This window comes from Streptomyces sp. bgisy159 (assembly GCF_965341775.1).
Classification (GTDB): domain Bacteria; phylum Actinomycetota; class Actinomycetes; order Streptomycetales; family Streptomycetaceae; genus Streptomyces.
Map to the genome: position 1 here is coordinate 61,069 of NZ_CBDQZH010000028.1, position 13,875 is coordinate 74,943.

General features: G+C 72.9%; 14 protein-coding genes. 9 read left to right on the forward strand and 5 right to left on the reverse strand.

The annotated features are described in order from the left end of the window. Positions 1 to 64: 64 nt before the first annotated feature. Entirely contained in the window at positions 65 to 457 is a 393-nt protein-coding gene (locus ACSLTV_RS24505) for an SCO5389 family protein (protein ID WP_432134136.1), read from the reverse strand. A 303-nt stretch (positions 458 to 760) separates the two neighbouring features. Between ACSLTV_RS24505 and nucS the strand changes: the two genes are divergently transcribed. Beyond that, positions 761 to 1,432 carry an endonuclease NucS gene (gene nucS, locus ACSLTV_RS24510; RefSeq protein ID WP_432134135.1) on the forward strand — a complete coding sequence of 224 codons (672 nt, stop codon included), beginning with the start codon at positions 761 to 763 and terminating at the stop codon, positions 1,430 to 1,432. Between the two features lie 91 nt (positions 1,433 to 1,523). On the opposite strand, the gene ACSLTV_RS24515 is transcribed toward nucS, so the two are convergent. Further along, complete coding sequence (locus tag ACSLTV_RS24515) at positions 1,524 to 4,127, reverse strand: ATP-binding protein (RefSeq protein ID WP_435612892.1); 2,604 nt, start codon at positions 4,125 to 4,127, stop codon at positions 1,524 to 1,526. 270 nt (positions 4,128 to 4,397) lie between these two features. Next, positions 4,398 to 4,721 carry an STAS domain-containing protein gene (locus ACSLTV_RS24520; protein WP_432134133.1) on the reverse strand — a complete coding sequence of 108 codons (324 nt, stop codon included), beginning with the start codon at positions 4,719 to 4,721 and terminating at the stop codon, positions 4,398 to 4,400. Between the two features lie 542 nt (positions 4,722 to 5,263). On the opposite strand from ACSLTV_RS24520, the gene ACSLTV_RS24525 reads away from it, so the two are divergent. Further along, positions 5,264 to 6,133: a hypothetical protein gene (locus tag ACSLTV_RS24525; protein WP_435612893.1), complete on the forward strand. Its 870-nt coding sequence runs from the start codon at positions 5,264 to 5,266 to the stop codon at positions 6,131 to 6,133. 56 nt (positions 6,134 to 6,189) lie between these two features. Here ACSLTV_RS24525 and ACSLTV_RS24530 read toward each other — a convergent pair whose 3' ends face one another. Then, the gene (locus ACSLTV_RS24530; RefSeq protein ID WP_432155824.1) at positions 6,190 to 6,624 is read right to left on the reverse strand and encodes an ATP-binding protein; all 435 of its coding nucleotides are present in this window, start codon (positions 6,622 to 6,624) and stop codon (positions 6,190 to 6,192) included. 174 nt (positions 6,625 to 6,798) lie between these two features. Between ACSLTV_RS24530 and ACSLTV_RS24535 the strand changes: the two genes are divergently transcribed. The 4 genes from ACSLTV_RS24535 to ACSLTV_RS24550 all read left to right on the forward strand — a co-directional run bounded on the left by ACSLTV_RS24535 (position 6,799) and on the right by ACSLTV_RS24550 (position 9,272). Beyond that, a complete protein-coding gene (locus ACSLTV_RS24535) occupies positions 6,799 to 7,650 on the forward strand; it encodes a helix-turn-helix domain-containing protein (RefSeq protein ID WP_435612894.1) in 852 nt (283 codons plus the stop codon). Positions 7,651 to 7,654: 4 nt separating this feature from the next. Next, positions 7,655 to 7,879, forward strand: a complete 225-nt coding sequence (locus ACSLTV_RS24540) for a DUF397 domain-containing protein (protein WP_432134129.1) — start codon at positions 7,655 to 7,657, stop codon at positions 7,877 to 7,879. A gap of 63 nt (positions 7,880 to 7,942) precedes the next feature. Further along, positions 7,943 to 8,665, forward strand: coding sequence for a L,D-transpeptidase family protein (locus tag ACSLTV_RS24545; RefSeq protein ID WP_435612895.1), 723 nt, complete (start codon positions 7,943 to 7,945; stop codon positions 8,663 to 8,665). Positions 8,666 to 8,699: 34 nt separating this feature from the next. After that, a complete protein-coding gene (locus ACSLTV_RS24550) occupies positions 8,700 to 9,272 on the forward strand; it encodes a cob(I)yrinic acid a,c-diamide adenosyltransferase (RefSeq protein ID WP_432134127.1) in 573 nt (190 codons plus the stop codon). 7 nt (positions 9,273 to 9,279) lie between these two features. Here ACSLTV_RS24550 and ACSLTV_RS24555 read toward each other — a convergent pair whose 3' ends face one another. Then, on the reverse strand, positions 9,280 to 9,828 hold the full coding sequence (locus ACSLTV_RS24555; protein ID WP_435612896.1) for a hypothetical protein: 549 nt from the start codon (positions 9,826 to 9,828) through the stop codon (positions 9,280 to 9,282). 162 nt (positions 9,829 to 9,990) lie between these two features. Here ACSLTV_RS24555 and ACSLTV_RS24560 point away from each other — a divergent pair, with 162 nt between their 5' ends. The 3 genes from ACSLTV_RS24560 to ACSLTV_RS24570 all read left to right on the forward strand — a co-directional run bounded on the left by ACSLTV_RS24560 (position 9,991) and on the right by ACSLTV_RS24570 (position 13,825). Then, positions 9,991 to 11,181, forward strand: a complete 1,191-nt coding sequence (locus ACSLTV_RS24560) for a sensor histidine kinase (RefSeq protein ID WP_435612897.1) — start codon at positions 9,991 to 9,993, stop codon at positions 11,179 to 11,181. A gap of 19 nt (positions 11,182 to 11,200) precedes the next feature. Beyond that, positions 11,201 to 11,851: a response regulator gene (locus tag ACSLTV_RS24565; RefSeq protein WP_432134124.1), complete on the forward strand. Its 651-nt coding sequence runs from the start codon at positions 11,201 to 11,203 to the stop codon at positions 11,849 to 11,851. 150 nt (positions 11,852 to 12,001) lie between these two features. Beyond that, a complete protein-coding gene (locus ACSLTV_RS24570; protein ID WP_432155830.1) occupies positions 12,002 to 13,825 on the forward strand; it encodes a glycosyl hydrolase family 18 protein in 1,824 nt (607 codons plus the stop codon). The last annotated feature ends 50 nt before the right edge of the window (positions 13,826 to 13,875 follow it).

The window sequence follows — 13,875 nt, forward strand, 5'->3', positions numbered from 1 at the left end:
GCTTGCCGCTCCCGTACCCCAGGCACCTCCCGCGTGAGGAGCGGCAAGCCGCAGGCTCATGGCGTCAGCAGTCCCGCAGCTCCGGGGACTGGTTCAGCAGTTGGGCGCGCACCGAGGTGAAGCGGACGAGGGTCTCGTCGACCGCGGGGTCCAGGGGGAACACGGCCACCCGGTGGCAGTTCTGGAAGGCGAGCCGGACACCGAAGTGCCGCTGCAGGGCACCGCGTATGGCGTCACTCGCCAGCGCGCGCAGCAGCTGGCCGCGCGCCTGCTCGTCCGGCGGCGGCGTCTGGTTGTCGGCGAAGGCTCCGCCGTCCACCTTCAACTGGGCCACCAGGGAGCTGATCATCTGCCACGCGAACGGCAGGGACGTCCGGACGCAGTCGACGAATTCTGCTTCGTCGACCTCGCCTCGCTCGGCCTGTTCGAGTAGGGCCGGTGAGACGTCGAGCGACATGGGTTCTCCTCTCGCACCCCGGAAGAACAGGGGTTGCCGGACAGGGAAGGGGGAGATCGCCATGCCGGATTCCCGCGCACGCTCAGTACACGCATCGCGACCTCCCGTTCACTACGGTAGGCAACCGCCGGAAGCGGCACCAGGAGAATGGGCACAAAGGGAATCCCCGTTGGGATCACAATCGGCCAGGGAGGAAACCCCTGGTTTCCAGGAGAAATGGGTGGGGCGGGGGGCCCACGGGATGAGGGGGCGACAGGTGGGCGAATCGCGTGCCGGGCGGCGCGTCGAGTAGCGTTGCCGACCATGCGTCTCGTCATCGCCAGGTGCTCCGTGGACTACGCGGGCCGGCTCACCGCACATCTGCCCTCCGCTCCCCGTCTGATCCTGGTGAAGGCGGACGGCAGCGTGTCGATCCACGCGGACGACCGGGCCTACAAGCCCCTCAACTGGATGTCTCCGCCCTGCACGCTGAAGGAGGGCAGCGGCGAGGAGGACGGCGTCTGGACCGTCGTCAACAAGGCGGGCGAGAAGCTCATCATCACGATGGAGGAGGTCCTGCACGACTCCTCGCACGAACTCGGGGTGGACCCCGGCCTGATCAAGGACGGCGTGGAAGCGCACCTCCAGGAACTGCTCGCCGACCGCATCGACACCCTCGGCGAGGGCTACACGCTGATCCGCCGTGAGTACATGACCGCCATCGGGCCGGTGGACATCCTGTGCCGGGACGCGAACGGGGCGACGGTGGCCGTGGAGATCAAGCGGCGCGGCGAGATCGACGGTGTCGAGCAGCTCACCCGCTACCTCGACCTCCTCAACCGCGACCCCCACCTCGCGCCGGTGCGCGGGGTCTTCGCGGCCCAGGAGATCAAGCCCCAGGCGCGGGTCCTCGCCACCGACCGGGGCATCGACTGCCACGTCCTCGACTACGACGCCCTGCGCGGCATCGAGGACGACAAACTCCGCCTGTTCTGATCCCTGTCCCCGGCCGCTCCGCGCCTTCCCCGGGGCGTGCGACGGCGCCCGGCCGTGTCCCGGCCGGGCGCCGTGGCACGTTCGGGGCCGGTCACATCACGGTGTCGGGTGAGGCGGGCCCGCTGCTCTCGGGCGTGCTCGTTCCAGGCGTGCTCGTCCCGGGTGTGCCCGCGGACTGGCTCATGGATTCGCTCTGGGTCGGGCTGGAGGACACCGAACCGCTGGCGGACGTCGTGGTGTCCCCCGTCGGTGACTCGGAGGCGGGCGGGGTGGTCGCCGTCGACGGGGGCCCGGTCGGGGACTTCGACGGGGACGCGCTCGGGGACTCGCTTCCCGTCGACGCCGACGGGGGCGGCGAGGTCGTCGCCGGCTCCGACGGCCCGGCCGGGGAACTCGCGCCGGTCTCCGTGCCGCCCTGGGTGCTGCCGTCCCCGGGGGTGGCACCACCCGTGCCGGTGGTGGGCGAGGGCGTGGCGGACGTGGTGGGGCCGGTGTCGGCGGGGCGGGTGGTGGCCTCGCCGGCGTCGCCGTCCGCGCCCGCCTCCTCGGTGTCCGGGCCGTCGCCGGCGAGCCCGTCGTCGGTGCCGATGCCGACGGAGGGGCTGACGCCGCCCCGGTCGGCAGGGTCGTCCGCGGTCTTGTCGGAGGTGGCGCCGAGGGTGACGACGGTACCGAGCACGGCGACGAGCAGCGCCCCGGCGCCGGCCGCGACCAGGTTGCGCCGGGCGAACCCGCGCAGCCGGTCCCGCCGGTGGGCCATGGGTCCGGTCGCCTCGACGGGCGGGGTGACCAGGGTCGGCGCGGTGGACGGCCCGGGGGGCAGCGCGCGGGGCGCGCGCTGCGCCGGTTCCGCGGGCCGGGCGTCGGGTGTCCCGGCCTCGCCGGTCCCGGCCGCCGCCGTGATCGCGGCGATCCCGGGCACGTCCCCGGAGCGGTCGGCGACCAGGGCGAGCGCCCGGCGGCCGGCGACGGTGCCGCGCTTGTCGGCGAGCGCGCCGCGCAGCCCGATGGAGGACTCCAGTTCGGCGCGGGCGCGGTCGAGGTCTCCCTCGCACAGGGCGAGCACGCCGAGTTCATGGTGGAAGTAGGCCTGCTCGGCGACTTCCCCGGCGAGTCGCGCGGCCTCGGCGCCGGCCCGCAGTGTGTTCTCCCAGGCGTCCCAGCGCAGTCCGGCGGCGAAGGCGGGCGCCGCCGCCCGGGCCAGCCGTACGGGAACGCTCTCCTCGCCCTCGGCGGGCGGTGCGGCGGCCGGGGCGAGGGTGCCGAGGGCGGCGAGGACGGCGTCGGCCTCCGCGCAGACCCGCTCGGGGGCGACCGAGGGGTGCCCGGCCCACCAGGCGTAGTGCTGGGCGGCGGTGTGCAGCAGGTCGTCGGCGTCGTCGGCGTATCCGGCGGCCTCCAGCTGGGTCTGGACGCCGGCGGCGAGCCGGTAGCGGGAGCCGACCGGGGAGACCAGTCCGCAGGCGGCGAGTTCGCCGAGGGCGGCGTCGGCGTGGGTGTCGCCCACGAGGGCGGGCAGGTGGGCCTGGTGCGGCACCTCGCCGTCGAGGGCCACGGCGAAGCGCAGGGTGGCCCGGGCGGAGGCGGAGAGCCGGGAGGCGAGCAGCGGGGCGGGGGCGGCGGCCTCGCCGAGGGAGGGCAGGGGTATCGGCTCGCCGTCCCCGGACGCCGTGTCGGCCGGGACGGCGTCGGCGGGCTCGGACAGGGCGCGGGCGTCCTCGAAGACCCCGAGTTCGTCGACGGCGTCGGCGCCGGCCCGCAGCCGGTCGCGCTGCCGCAGCAGGGCCCCGGCCTGGACGAAACGCAGCGGCAGGCCCTCGGACTCGAACCAGAGGTCGCCGGCCCAGTTGGTCTCCTCCTCGGTGAGGGCCCGGCCGACGACGCGTTCGATGATGTCGATGCCGCCGGGGCGGTCCAGGCCGGACAGGGTGACCTCCTCGACGCCGGACTCGGCGGAGGGGGCCGGGGCGCCGGGGGCGGTGCCGAACAGGTAGGCGCACTCGGGGGTGGCGTCGAGCAGGCCGTCGAGGGCCGTGCCGCCGAGGTCGAGGTCGTCGATGACGACGACCGCGCCGATCTCGCCGACGAGGGAACGCAGTTCGGCGGGGTCGGGCCGGCGGTCGGGGGCGTCGTGGACGGCGTGGAAGAGGTCGTGCAGCAGGTCGTCGGTGGTGCGGTGCAGGCCGCAGAGGCGGACCACGCCGTCGGGGGCGAGGTCGGCGCAGTCCTCGGCGACGAGGTCGAGCAGCCGGGTGCGGCCGGAGCCGGCCGGGCCGACGAGGCGGACGGAGCGGCCGCGCGCGAGGAGCCGGACGAGCTGTTCGCGTTCGTCCTGGCGGCCCAGCAGCGGCAGCGCGGGCTGGGCGGGCCCGGCGGGGGCGGGCGGGCGGGCGGCGCGTTCGGCCTCGGCGCGGGCGGTGGCCGTCCGCCGGCCGGGGCGGTCGGGGCGTGCCTTTCCGGCGTCCGGTCCGCTCGGCAGACCGGCTCCGCCGGGCGGGCACAGCTCGATCTCGCTGCCGTCGACCGGGTTGACGGTGACCAGGTACTCGCCGGCGAAGACCTGCGCGGTGCGGGCGACGGCCGGGGCGTGCTGGCCGAGCTCGGGTGTCAGGGGCTCCCTGGACGGACGTGGGCGTGGCGCGCGGCGGTCGCCCTCATGGCCGTACTCCTCGGGTCCCCGGTTGGTCGGGTCCATGGGTTCAAGCCCCCCAAAAGCGTCGTGTGGCGGTAGCCCCTCCCGGCCTTGCTGCACACTGCGCTGTCGCTTCTGGTCCGGTGCCCGCGCGAGGGATGCGGGCGGCGGGCAGACGAACGGTAAACCTTCGCACAGTATCTCCGACAGGCCGGGGTGCCATGCAGTCCGAATGTCCGACCGACAGGGGGGGCATGCCGTCCGAGACGTCACGGTCCGGTGAGGATTGGGCGCGACGCGCGGTGCGCGGCGGCCGGGCCGACCGGCGGCCGGTCAGACCCGGGGCAGCGACTCCGCCGCCAGGCCGCCCTCGATGGCCAGGATGCGGTGCAGCCGGGTGGCCACCAGCAGGCGCTGCAGCTGCGGCGGTACGCCGCGCAGCACCAGGCGGCGGCCGCAGCGGCCCGCCCGCCGGTGGGCACCCATGATCACACCGAGCCCGGTGGCGTCCCAGGAGTCCAGTTCGGACAGGTCGAGCACGAGGTCGCCGACGCCGCGGTCGACGGCCGTGTGCAGGGCCGTACGGGCGTCCGCCGCGCTGCGGACGTCGAGGCGGCCCCCGACGACCAGCTCGGCATGGTCGCCCCTGATGTGCATATGCGCTCCCCTAAGCGTGTGCGTCCTGTGCTCCGCGTGTGGCTGTCCGGCGTTGCAACCTCTGACTGCGGGAAGCGGCCGGAGGTTGCCGTCTGTGAGCGAACCGATACCGAATTCACCCCTAGGTGTGATGCGCCCGAGGTGTGTGCGGTGCGTGTGCAAGATCTCAGTATCCGTAAAGCCCTGCCCGCTCCGGTGGCGGACGTCACCGGCGTCCACCGTCCGGCGCATCGACGGCGGCCCGCCGCCCGACCACCGTGCGCGGTTCCCTTCGCCGGACATTAGCGCTCGCGCGGGGCGGCGCGGCGGGCTTAGTAACGCGTTTCACGTCTCACGGGGTGAGACGCCCGTCACGTGTCCGGTGAGAAGTCCCGGCGGCGGGCGGGAAGTTCACCGTTTCGCCCCGAGTCACCTTCTTTGTCCCACCTGTCCGTGCGCTGGAATCGCGGGCGGAGCCTCCGGTACAACCGGGCACCCACCGACCCCGAGGTCGCCCGGACCGCGCCCTCGGGAGCCCTCAGGAGCCCGCAGGAGCCCCCCGGATGAGAACCCGTTCCGCAGTGGCCGCCACCGCCCTGGCCGCCCTCCTCTGCCTGCCGCTGACCGGATGCGGCGGCGGGGACGGCGGCGCCGACGCGGCACCGCCCACGGCCACTCAGACGCCGACGCCGTCCCCCGCCGCGGAGCCGCGGAACGCCGCGGAGTTCCTCGCCCGCGCGCGGGAGGCGATGGCCGCGCGGCCCGGCTGGACGTTCACGGTGCGGGGCGACGAGGGCCTCACCTCACCCGGCGGCGACAGCGCCGCCTCGTACACCGCCACCGTCGACCGGACGACCGGTGAGCCGATGACGCTGCACTCCACCGGCACCACCCACGTCAAGGGCGCCGACAAGCCGGAGGAGGTCTACGTCGTCGACGGCACCGGCCACATCAGGAAGGGCGCCCACGGCGTGTGGACGAGCGGCCCGGTCTCCGACCCGGGGATCGCGGCCGTGGTCGAGGACCCGATCGCCGCGCTGGACGCGTTCGCCGAGCACGGGGACGCCGTGACCGTGCGGAAGTCCGCCGGGGCCGTCGAACTGCGCGCGGCCCTCGGCTCGGCGGCACCTCTGTCGGCCGTCCGCGGCCGGGCGGTCACCGAGAAGGCGATACGCGAGTTCGCCCCGACCCGGGAGCAGTTGCGGGGCGCCGGGATCGCACCGTCGGACGACCGGATCACCGTCGAGAGCGTCGAGGAGACCCTGACGCTCGACCCCACGACGTACCGTCTCACCGCCCACCGCTTCACCTGCGTGTTCCTGATCCCCTATCAGGGCGGGGCCATGCGATACCACCAGGAGGTGACGGAGCACACGAAGGGCGTCTTCTCGGGGACGGTGACGCTGCCGGCGGGGGTGACGGGCGGCTCCTGACGCCCTGACGCCACCCCGTCTCCGCCGCCCCCACCCGGCGACGACCGTGCCGCCCGTCACAGCCCCACGACGGCCGGAAGCTCGCACCAGACGTACTTCCCTCGGTCCCCGAACCGGGACAGCGGCTGCCACCCCCACACGGCGGAGCAGGCCCGCACGATCCCCAGCCCCCGCCCGCCCTCGTCCCGCGTCAGGTCGGCGCACTCCCCCGGAAACAGGGGAGGTTCGGGATCGGCGTCCCACGCCCCGATCCGTAGCACCCCGTCCGCCCACCGCACGCGCAGGGCGGCGGGCCCGTCGGTGTGCCGTACGGCGTTGGAGACCAGCTCGGCGGCGAGCAGTTCGGCGTCGTCGACGAGGTGGATGAGGCCGTGCAGGGTGAGGATCAGGCGGAGGGTGCGGCGGCAGACGGTGACGGCGCGGAGGTCGTTCGGGATGTACAGGGAGTACTCCCAGGAGTCGCCGGCCTCGGCGGCACGGGTTTCTGACATGCGTCAACTCCGTTGAGGTGGTGGGGTTTCGGAGGGATGTGCGAGCAATTCCACAGCGTGTGCGTCGCGTCACCGACAGTAGGACCTAAATTTAGGCCCCTGCAACCCACTGTCGTAATCTCACTCCGAACGGGTCGTGACCATCCGGACGGTCGAACGGCGAGGAGGAACCGCATGGGGCGGCGCAAGCAACCCACCGCGCGCCAGCTGCGCCTTGGCCTTGAGTTGCGGAAGCTACGCGAAGCGGCGGGGCTCAAGGGACTGGAGGCGGCAGCGCTGCTGGGGGCCGACTCCGTGCAGATAAGCCAGATCGAGTCCGGTATCGCGGGGGTGAGCGAGGAACGGGTGCGACGTCTGGCCGCCCATTACTCCTGCACCGACGCGGAGTTGATCGAGGCGCTGGCGGCCATGGCGACCGACCGGACGCGCGGCTGGTGGGAGGAGTACCGAGAACGCCTGCCCACGTCGTTTCTCGACCTGTCCGAGCTGGAGCACCACGCCACCCACCGCTGGGACGTGGAGCTCCTGTACGTTCCCGGCCTGCTCCAGACCGAGGACTACGCGCGGATGCTGTTCTCCTCCCGCGTACCCGAACTTCCGCGTACCGAGATCGAGCTGCGCGTCCAACACCGCACACGGCGGCGCGGCATCCTGCAAGGGCCGAAACCGGTCCCGTACACAGCGGTGGTCCACGAGTCGGCGCTGCGTATGCGGGTGGGCGGCCGGAGTACCTTGCGGGCCCAGCTCGCACACCTCCTGGAAGCGTCCGAGGCCGACCACGTGACGGTGAGGGCCATCCCGTTCGAGACGGACAGCTTCACGCCGCTCGGAAGCACCATCGTGTACGCGGGCGGAGACATCCCGAAGCTGGACACCGTGGTGCAGGACGCTCCACACGGCACGGTGTTCATCGACGCCGAAGCCCAGCTCGGCGTCTTTCGAACACTCCTCCGTAGAGTGGAAGCCGCATCACTGGACCCCGAGCGGTCACGGGACTTCATCCACAGGGTGGCAAAGGAGCTGTGAGGCCATGACGACCTCCGACACCTGGCGCAAGTCGTCGTACTCAGGCGGCGGCGACGGCAACGCCTGCGTCGAAATAGCCGTGCGTCGCGGCCAGATGGCGATACGCGACTCCAAGGCCCCCGCCCACGCCACCCTCACGTTCCCCGCTCCGGCCTTCACCGCCTTCGTCGGTTCCCTCCGGGATGGCGGGCCGGGTATCACGGGAGCCGGCGTCGCCGGTTCGACGTAATTCTCCGGGCGTTCCCGGACCGCCTTCCGGCCGCCGCACGACGACGCCGGTTTCATGGGCCGGGTGATCCCAGGAATCCACCGCTCCCCCGCCCCGTCCCCCCGTACCCGCGGGCTGTGCGTCGCCGCGGCGGCCGTCGGCGCGCTGCTCCTCGCCCACGGCTACCCGGCCGCCGGTGCCGAAGCCCCTCGCCCGGTGTTCCCCGTTCCGGTCGACGTCGGCGACGCCGCCCAGGTCATCACCGTCGAGGCCGACGGCTCGCACGCCACGGTCACCGCCTGGACCAAGGGGCCGCTGCGCTGGAGGGCGCGGTTCGGCACGGGTGCCGGGCGCGTCGGGCAGAACGGTGTGACCGACGGGACGACCCGGCGGCAGGGGACCCGGACGACGCCCTCCGGCACGTACACGATCACCGAGGGGTTCGGCGTGCAGCCGAGCCGTACGAGGATGCCGTACCACGTGGTGGACGCGGGCGACTGGTGGGTGCAGGACCCGGAGTCACGGTTCTACAACTCGATGCACGGGGAGGCCGGTGCCGACTTCCCGCTCACCGAGGCGGGTGACCGGGGCAGCGAGCATCTGATCGACTACCCCGTCCAGTACGCGAAGGCGCTGGTCATCGACTTCAACCGGTGGCCCGCCGTGCCCGGCCGGGGCGCCGGGATCTTCCTGCACGTCAACGGGTCGGGCGCGACCGCCGGCTGTGTGTCCGTGCCGCGCGCCACGATGGACCGGATCATGCGCTGGATCCGGCCGGGCGCCCACCCCCGCATCGCCATCGGGTGACCGAACGGCCGCTGACCTCACCTACGCTGGCCCCATGGTCAACCTGACACGCATCTACACCCGTACCGGCGACCAGGGCACGACGGCCCTCGGTGACATGAGCCGGGTCAAGAAGACGGACCTGCGGATCTCCGCGTACGCCGACGCCAACGAGGCCAACGCGGTGATCGGCACGGCGATCGCGCTGGGCGGGCTGGACGAGGAGGTCGTCAAGGTCCTCACCCGCGTGCAGAACGACCTGTTCGACGTGGGCGCGGACCTGTCGACCCCGGTGGTGGAGAACCCGGAGTTCCCGCCGCTCAGGGTCGAGCAGTTCTACGTGGACCGGCTGGAGGCCGACTGCGACCGCTTCAACGCCGAACTGGAGAAGCTGCGGTCCTTCATCCTGCCCGGCGGCACCCCGGGCGCGGCCCTGCTGCACCAGGCGTGCACGGTCGTACGCCGGGCCGAGCGGTCCACCTGGGCCGCCCTGGAGGCCCACGGCGAGGCGATGAACCCCCTCACCGCCACCTACCTCAACCGCCTCTCCGACCTGCTGTTCATCCTGGCCCGGACGGCGAACAAGGCGACGGGGGACGTGCTGTGGGTGCCGGGCGGGGAGCGGTAGCCGGCGGCTAGCTCCGTTTCGACGCGGGCTCCCGTTTCGGGAACAGCGTGTAGCTCGCCGCGATGAGCAGGTTGATGCCGATCACCCACAGCATCCGCTGCTGCCAGGCCACCAGGGACCCGGTGTCGCCGTCGTCGCCGACGTACCAGACCGCGGCCTGCAGCAGCGCGATGGCGACGGCCGCGGCCAGGCTCCAGCGGCCGGCCACCTTCCACTCGTGGACGGCGCGGGCGGTGCCGTACTTCGGGGGGCGCGCGGGCGGCGGGCCGTCGGCGAAGCGGTGGGCGATGCGGGCGTCGGCCCACTTGACCGTCGCGTGCCCGAGCCCCACGGTGAAGCCGATGTAGACGGCGGCGAGGCCGTGCCGCCAGTCCGGTTCGGCGCCGCCTCGGAGGTCGACCGCGGTCACGGCGAACAGCACCACCTCCAGCAGCGGCTCGCACAGCAGCAGGGCGAGGCCGGTCCGGGGCATCCGCAGCGCGTACCGGAAGACCAGCCCGGCGGCCAGCAGCACCCAGAAGGCCACCTCGCAGGCGACGATCAACCCGACGATCACGGTCCGCTCCTCTCGCTCACCCCTCCAGGCTCGCTGCGGATTCCGCCGGACACGTCGTCTCCGGCGACGATGTCGGGGCCCCTCGGGTCCGTCGAAAGATGCAGTGCGCGACCCTCCCCGGGCATCAGGCGAGCACCCCGCGCGCGGTGTTGGATGGGGATCATGGCCACCGCCCCGCCGATCCCCCGCCCGAACCGCTTCGACGTGTCGATCGCCGTCGGCGGGCTGCTCGGCGGGGTCACGATGTGGGCGCTCGGCCTGTACACCTCGGGCAGCGGCCTCCTCCCGGCCGACTGGGGGCTCGTCCCGCTGGTGGTGATGGCGGCCCTGGAGCTGCTGCGCCGGTCCCGGCCGAGCTTCGCGCTCGTCGTGGGCACCCTGGCGCTGACCTTCGACATGCTCACCCCGGGCAACGCCGCGACGATCATCATGTACACGGATCTCGCCTACGCGGCCGTGCTGTACGGCACCCCGGCCGCCGCCCGCCGGATCCCGGTGACCACCGGTCTGGCCACGGTCGCGATCACGCTCGGCTTCCTCGTCTGGTGGCGTGATCCGCAGGCGCTGTTCGTCGGACTGGGCGCGGCCATCGTCTCGTTCGGGCCGGCGGCCACCGGGGCACTGGTGCGCGACCACCGCGACGCCGCGGAGGCGGCCCGGCTGCGCGCCGAACAGACCGCGCTGCTCGCCGAGATGGACCGCTCCCAGGCGGTGACCGCGGAACGGGCGCGGGTGGCACGGGAGTTGCACGACATGGTCGCCAACCACCTGTCCGCCATCGCCATCCACTCCACGGCCGCGCTCTCCCTGGACGACCCGGCGACCTCGAAGGACGCGCTCGCCGTCATCCGGGAGAACAGCGTCGCGGGGCTGGCCGAGATGCGCCGGCTGATCGGGATCCTGCGCGACAGCGGCGCCGGGACGGAGCCGGCGGTGGCGCCGACCCTCGACGGTCTGACCGCGCTGGTCGAGGGGGCCCGCACCAACGGCCTCGACGTGACTCTGGCCGGCCTCGGAGGCGGCCCCCTGCCCGCCCCCGTCGAGCTGGCCGCCTACCGCATCGTGCAGGAGTCCCTCACCAACGCCCTCAAGCACGCCGCCCCCGGCCCGGTGCGGGTGTCGCTGGCCCGCAGGGACGGCGCCCTGGAGGTCGCGGTGAGCAGCCCGTACGGCGCGGCGGGCGGCGAGCACGGGGACGGGGACGGTGGCCCCCGGGCGCCCGGTTCCGGCGCCGGGCTGGTCGGGATGCGGGAGCGGGCCACGCTGCTCGGCGGTACGTTCGCCGCCGGGGCCAGGGGTGCGCAGTGGACGGTCCACGCGACGCTGCCGCTCGCGGACACCCCGCCGGAATGAGCCGACAAGGAGATGCCGTATGAGTCCCGCCATCCGTGTCCTCGTCGCCGAGGACCAGTCCGCCGTGCGCGCCGGACTGGTGCTCATCCTGCGCAGCGCGCCCGGCGTCGAGGTGGTCGGCGAGGCGGCGGACGGCGAGGAGGCGGTGGCGCTGGCCCGGCGGCTGCGTCCGGACCTGGTGCTGATGGACGTTCAGATGCCGCGTCTGGACGGGGTGTCGGCGACCCGGCAGGTGGTCGGGGAGGGGCTGGCCGACGTGCTGGTGCTGACCACGTTCGACCTCGACGAGTACGTGTTCGGCGCGCTGCGGGCGGGGGCCGCCGGCTTCCTGCTGAAGAACACCGAGGCACGCGATCTGATCGCGGCGGTGCGGACGGTGGCGGCCGGTGAGGGGATCGTCGCGCCGGCCGTGACGCGCCGGCTCATCGCGGAGTTCGCGGCCGGTTCCGCGCGGCGGCCGGATACGGACGGGGCGGTTCTGGAGGGGCTGACGCGGCGGGAGCGCGAGGTGCTGTCGTGCCTCGGCGAGGGGCTGTCCAATGCGGCGATCGCGGAGCGGCTGCGGATGGCGGAGGCGACGGTGAAGACGCACGTCAGCCGGTTGCTGGCGAAGCTGGAGCTGCGCAGCCGGGTGCAAGCGGCGGTGCTCGCCAGGGAGTTGGGTCTGTGACCGGGACCCGGTGACCGCCGCCGGTCCAGTGGTCCAGACCTATTGACCTATGGTCCAGACCTTTCTATTCTCGCCGCACTGTGGGCTGAAGGCTCAGTCATGCCCACGGCACCCCACACCTCGTACGAGGACGACAAGAGGAGGCGCAGGATGCGCTTCAGACACAAAGCGGCGGCCGGCTTCGCCACCCTGCTGCTCCCACTCGCCGGACTGGTCGGGCTCGCGGCGCCCGCCGAGGCCGCCACGTCCGCCACCGCGACCTACGCCAAGACCCAGGACTGGGGCACCGGCTTCGAAGGCAAGTGGACCGTCAAGAACACCGGGACCACCTCGCTCAGTTCCTGGACCGTCGAGTGGGACTTCCCCACCGGCACGTCCGTCACCTCCGCCTGGGACGCCGACGTCACCTCCGCCGGCAACCACTGGACCGCCAAGAACAAGTCCTGGAACGGCACGCTCGCCCCGGGGGCCTCGGTCTCCTTCGGCTTCAACGGCGCCGGCTCCGGCTCCCCGGCCGACTGCAAGCTCAACGGCGGCAGCTGTGACGGCGGTTCGCTCCCCGGCGACTCCGCCCCGTCCGCCCCGGGCACCCCGACCGCCTCGAACGTCACCGACACCTCGGTCAAGCTGACCTGGTCGGCGGCCACCGACGACAACGGCGTCAAGAACTACGACGTGCTGCGCGGCGGCAGCAAGGTCGCCACCGTGACCACCACGTCGTACACCGACAGCGGCCTGACCGCCGGCACCGACTACTCCTACTCCGTCCAGGCCCGCGACACCGCCGACCAGACCGGACCGGTCAGCGGCTCGGTCGCCGTGCGCACCACCGGCGGCTCCACCGAGCCCCCGCCCACCGGCGACAAGGTCAAGCTCGGCTACTTCACCGAGTGGGGCATCTACGGCCGGAACTACAACGTCAAGAACCTGGTGACCTCCGGCTCCGCGTCCAAGATCACGCACATCAACTACGCCTTCGGCAACGTCACCGGCGGCAAGTGCGCGATCGGCGACTCCTACGCCGACTACGACAAGGCGTTCACCGCCGACCTCTCCGTCGACGGCGTCGCCGACACCTGGGACCAGCCGCTGCGCGGCAACTTCAACCAGCTGCGCAAGCTGAAGGCCAAGTACCCGCACATCAAGGTGCTGTGGTCGTTCGGCGGCTGGACCTGGTCCGGCGGCTTCGGCCAGGCGGCGGCCAACCCGGCCGCGTTCGCCCAGTCCTGCTACGACCTGGTCGAGGACCCGCGCTGGGCCGACGTCTTCGACGGCATCGACATCGACTGGGAGTACCCGAACGCCTGCGGTCTGAGCTGTGACACCAGCGGGGCGGCTGCCTTCAAGAACCTGATGTCGGCGCTGCGCGCCAAGTTCGGCCAGAACTACCTGATCACCGCGGCCACCACCGCCGACGGCTCCTCCGGCGGCAAGATCGACGCCGCCGACTACGCGGGCGCCGCACAGTACGTCAACTGGTACAACGTGATGACGTACGACTTCTTCGGCGCCTGGGAGGCCAAGGGCCCGACCGCCCCGCACTCCCCGCTCACCTCGTACGCGGGCATCCCGCAGCAGGGCTTCACCACCGCCGACGCCATCGCCAAGTACAAGGCCAAGGGCGTGCCCGCGAGCAAGCTGCTCGTCGGCATCGGCTTCTACGGCCGCGGCTGGACCGGCGTCACCCAGGACGCCCCCGGCGGCACCGCGACCGGCCCGGCGGCCGGCACCTACGAGCAGGGCATCGAGGACTACAAGGTCCTCAAGAACTCCTGCCCGGCCACCGGCACCGTCGCCGGCACCGCGTACGCGCACTGCGGCACCAACTGGTGGTCGTACGACACCCCCGCCACCATCGGCGCCAAGATGACCTGGGCCAAGAACCAGGGCCTGGGCGGCGCCTTCTTCTGGGAGTTCAGTGGCGACACCGGCAACGGTGAGCTGGTGAGCGCCATCGACAGCGGCCTGCGGTAGACCCACCGCGGCCCCAGGACGCCGCGGCCGGACCACGAGTCCGGCCGCGG

What these genes read in the sequence shown, in the direction of transcription:
- ACSLTV_RS24560 (WP_435612897.1), top strand. Translation starts at nt 9,991, where the DNA reads ATGGCCACCGCCCCGCCGATCCCCCGCCCGAACCGCTTCGACGTGTCG.
- ACSLTV_RS24550 (WP_432134127.1), top strand. Translation starts at nt 8,700, where the DNA reads ATGGTCAACCTGACACGCATCTACACCCGTACCGGCGACCAGGGCACG.
- ACSLTV_RS24505 (WP_432134136.1), bottom strand. Translation starts at nt 457, where the DNA reads ATGTCGCTCGACGTCTCACCGGCCCTACTCGAACAGGCCGAGCGAGGC.
- ACSLTV_RS24535 (WP_435612894.1), top strand. Translation starts at nt 6,799, where the DNA reads ATGGGGCGGCGCAAGCAACCCACCGCGCGCCAGCTGCGCCTTGGCCTT.
- ACSLTV_RS24565 (WP_432134124.1), top strand. Translation starts at nt 11,201, where the DNA reads ATGAGTCCCGCCATCCGTGTCCTCGTCGCCGAGGACCAGTCCGCCGTG.
- ACSLTV_RS24525 (WP_435612893.1), top strand. Translation starts at nt 5,264, where the DNA reads ATGAGAACCCGTTCCGCAGTGGCCGCCACCGCCCTGGCCGCCCTCCTC.
- ACSLTV_RS24520 (WP_432134133.1), bottom strand. Translation starts at nt 4,721, where the DNA reads ATGCACATCAGGGGCGACCATGCCGAGCTGGTCGTCGGGGGCCGCCTC.
- ACSLTV_RS24515 (WP_435612892.1), bottom strand. Translation starts at nt 4,127, where the DNA reads ATGGACCCGACCAACCGGGGACCCGAGGAGTACGGCCATGAGGGCGAC.
- ACSLTV_RS24570 (WP_432155830.1), top strand. Translation starts at nt 12,002, where the DNA reads ATGCGCTTCAGACACAAAGCGGCGGCCGGCTTCGCCACCCTGCTGCTC.
- ACSLTV_RS24540 (WP_432134129.1), top strand. Translation starts at nt 7,655, where the DNA reads ATGACGACCTCCGACACCTGGCGCAAGTCGTCGTACTCAGGCGGCGGC.
- nucS (WP_432134135.1), top strand. Translation starts at nt 761, where the DNA reads ATGCGTCTCGTCATCGCCAGGTGCTCCGTGGACTACGCGGGCCGGCTC.
- ACSLTV_RS24530 (WP_432155824.1), bottom strand. Translation starts at nt 6,624, where the DNA reads ATGTCAGAAACCCGTGCCGCCGAGGCCGGCGACTCCTGGGAGTACTCC.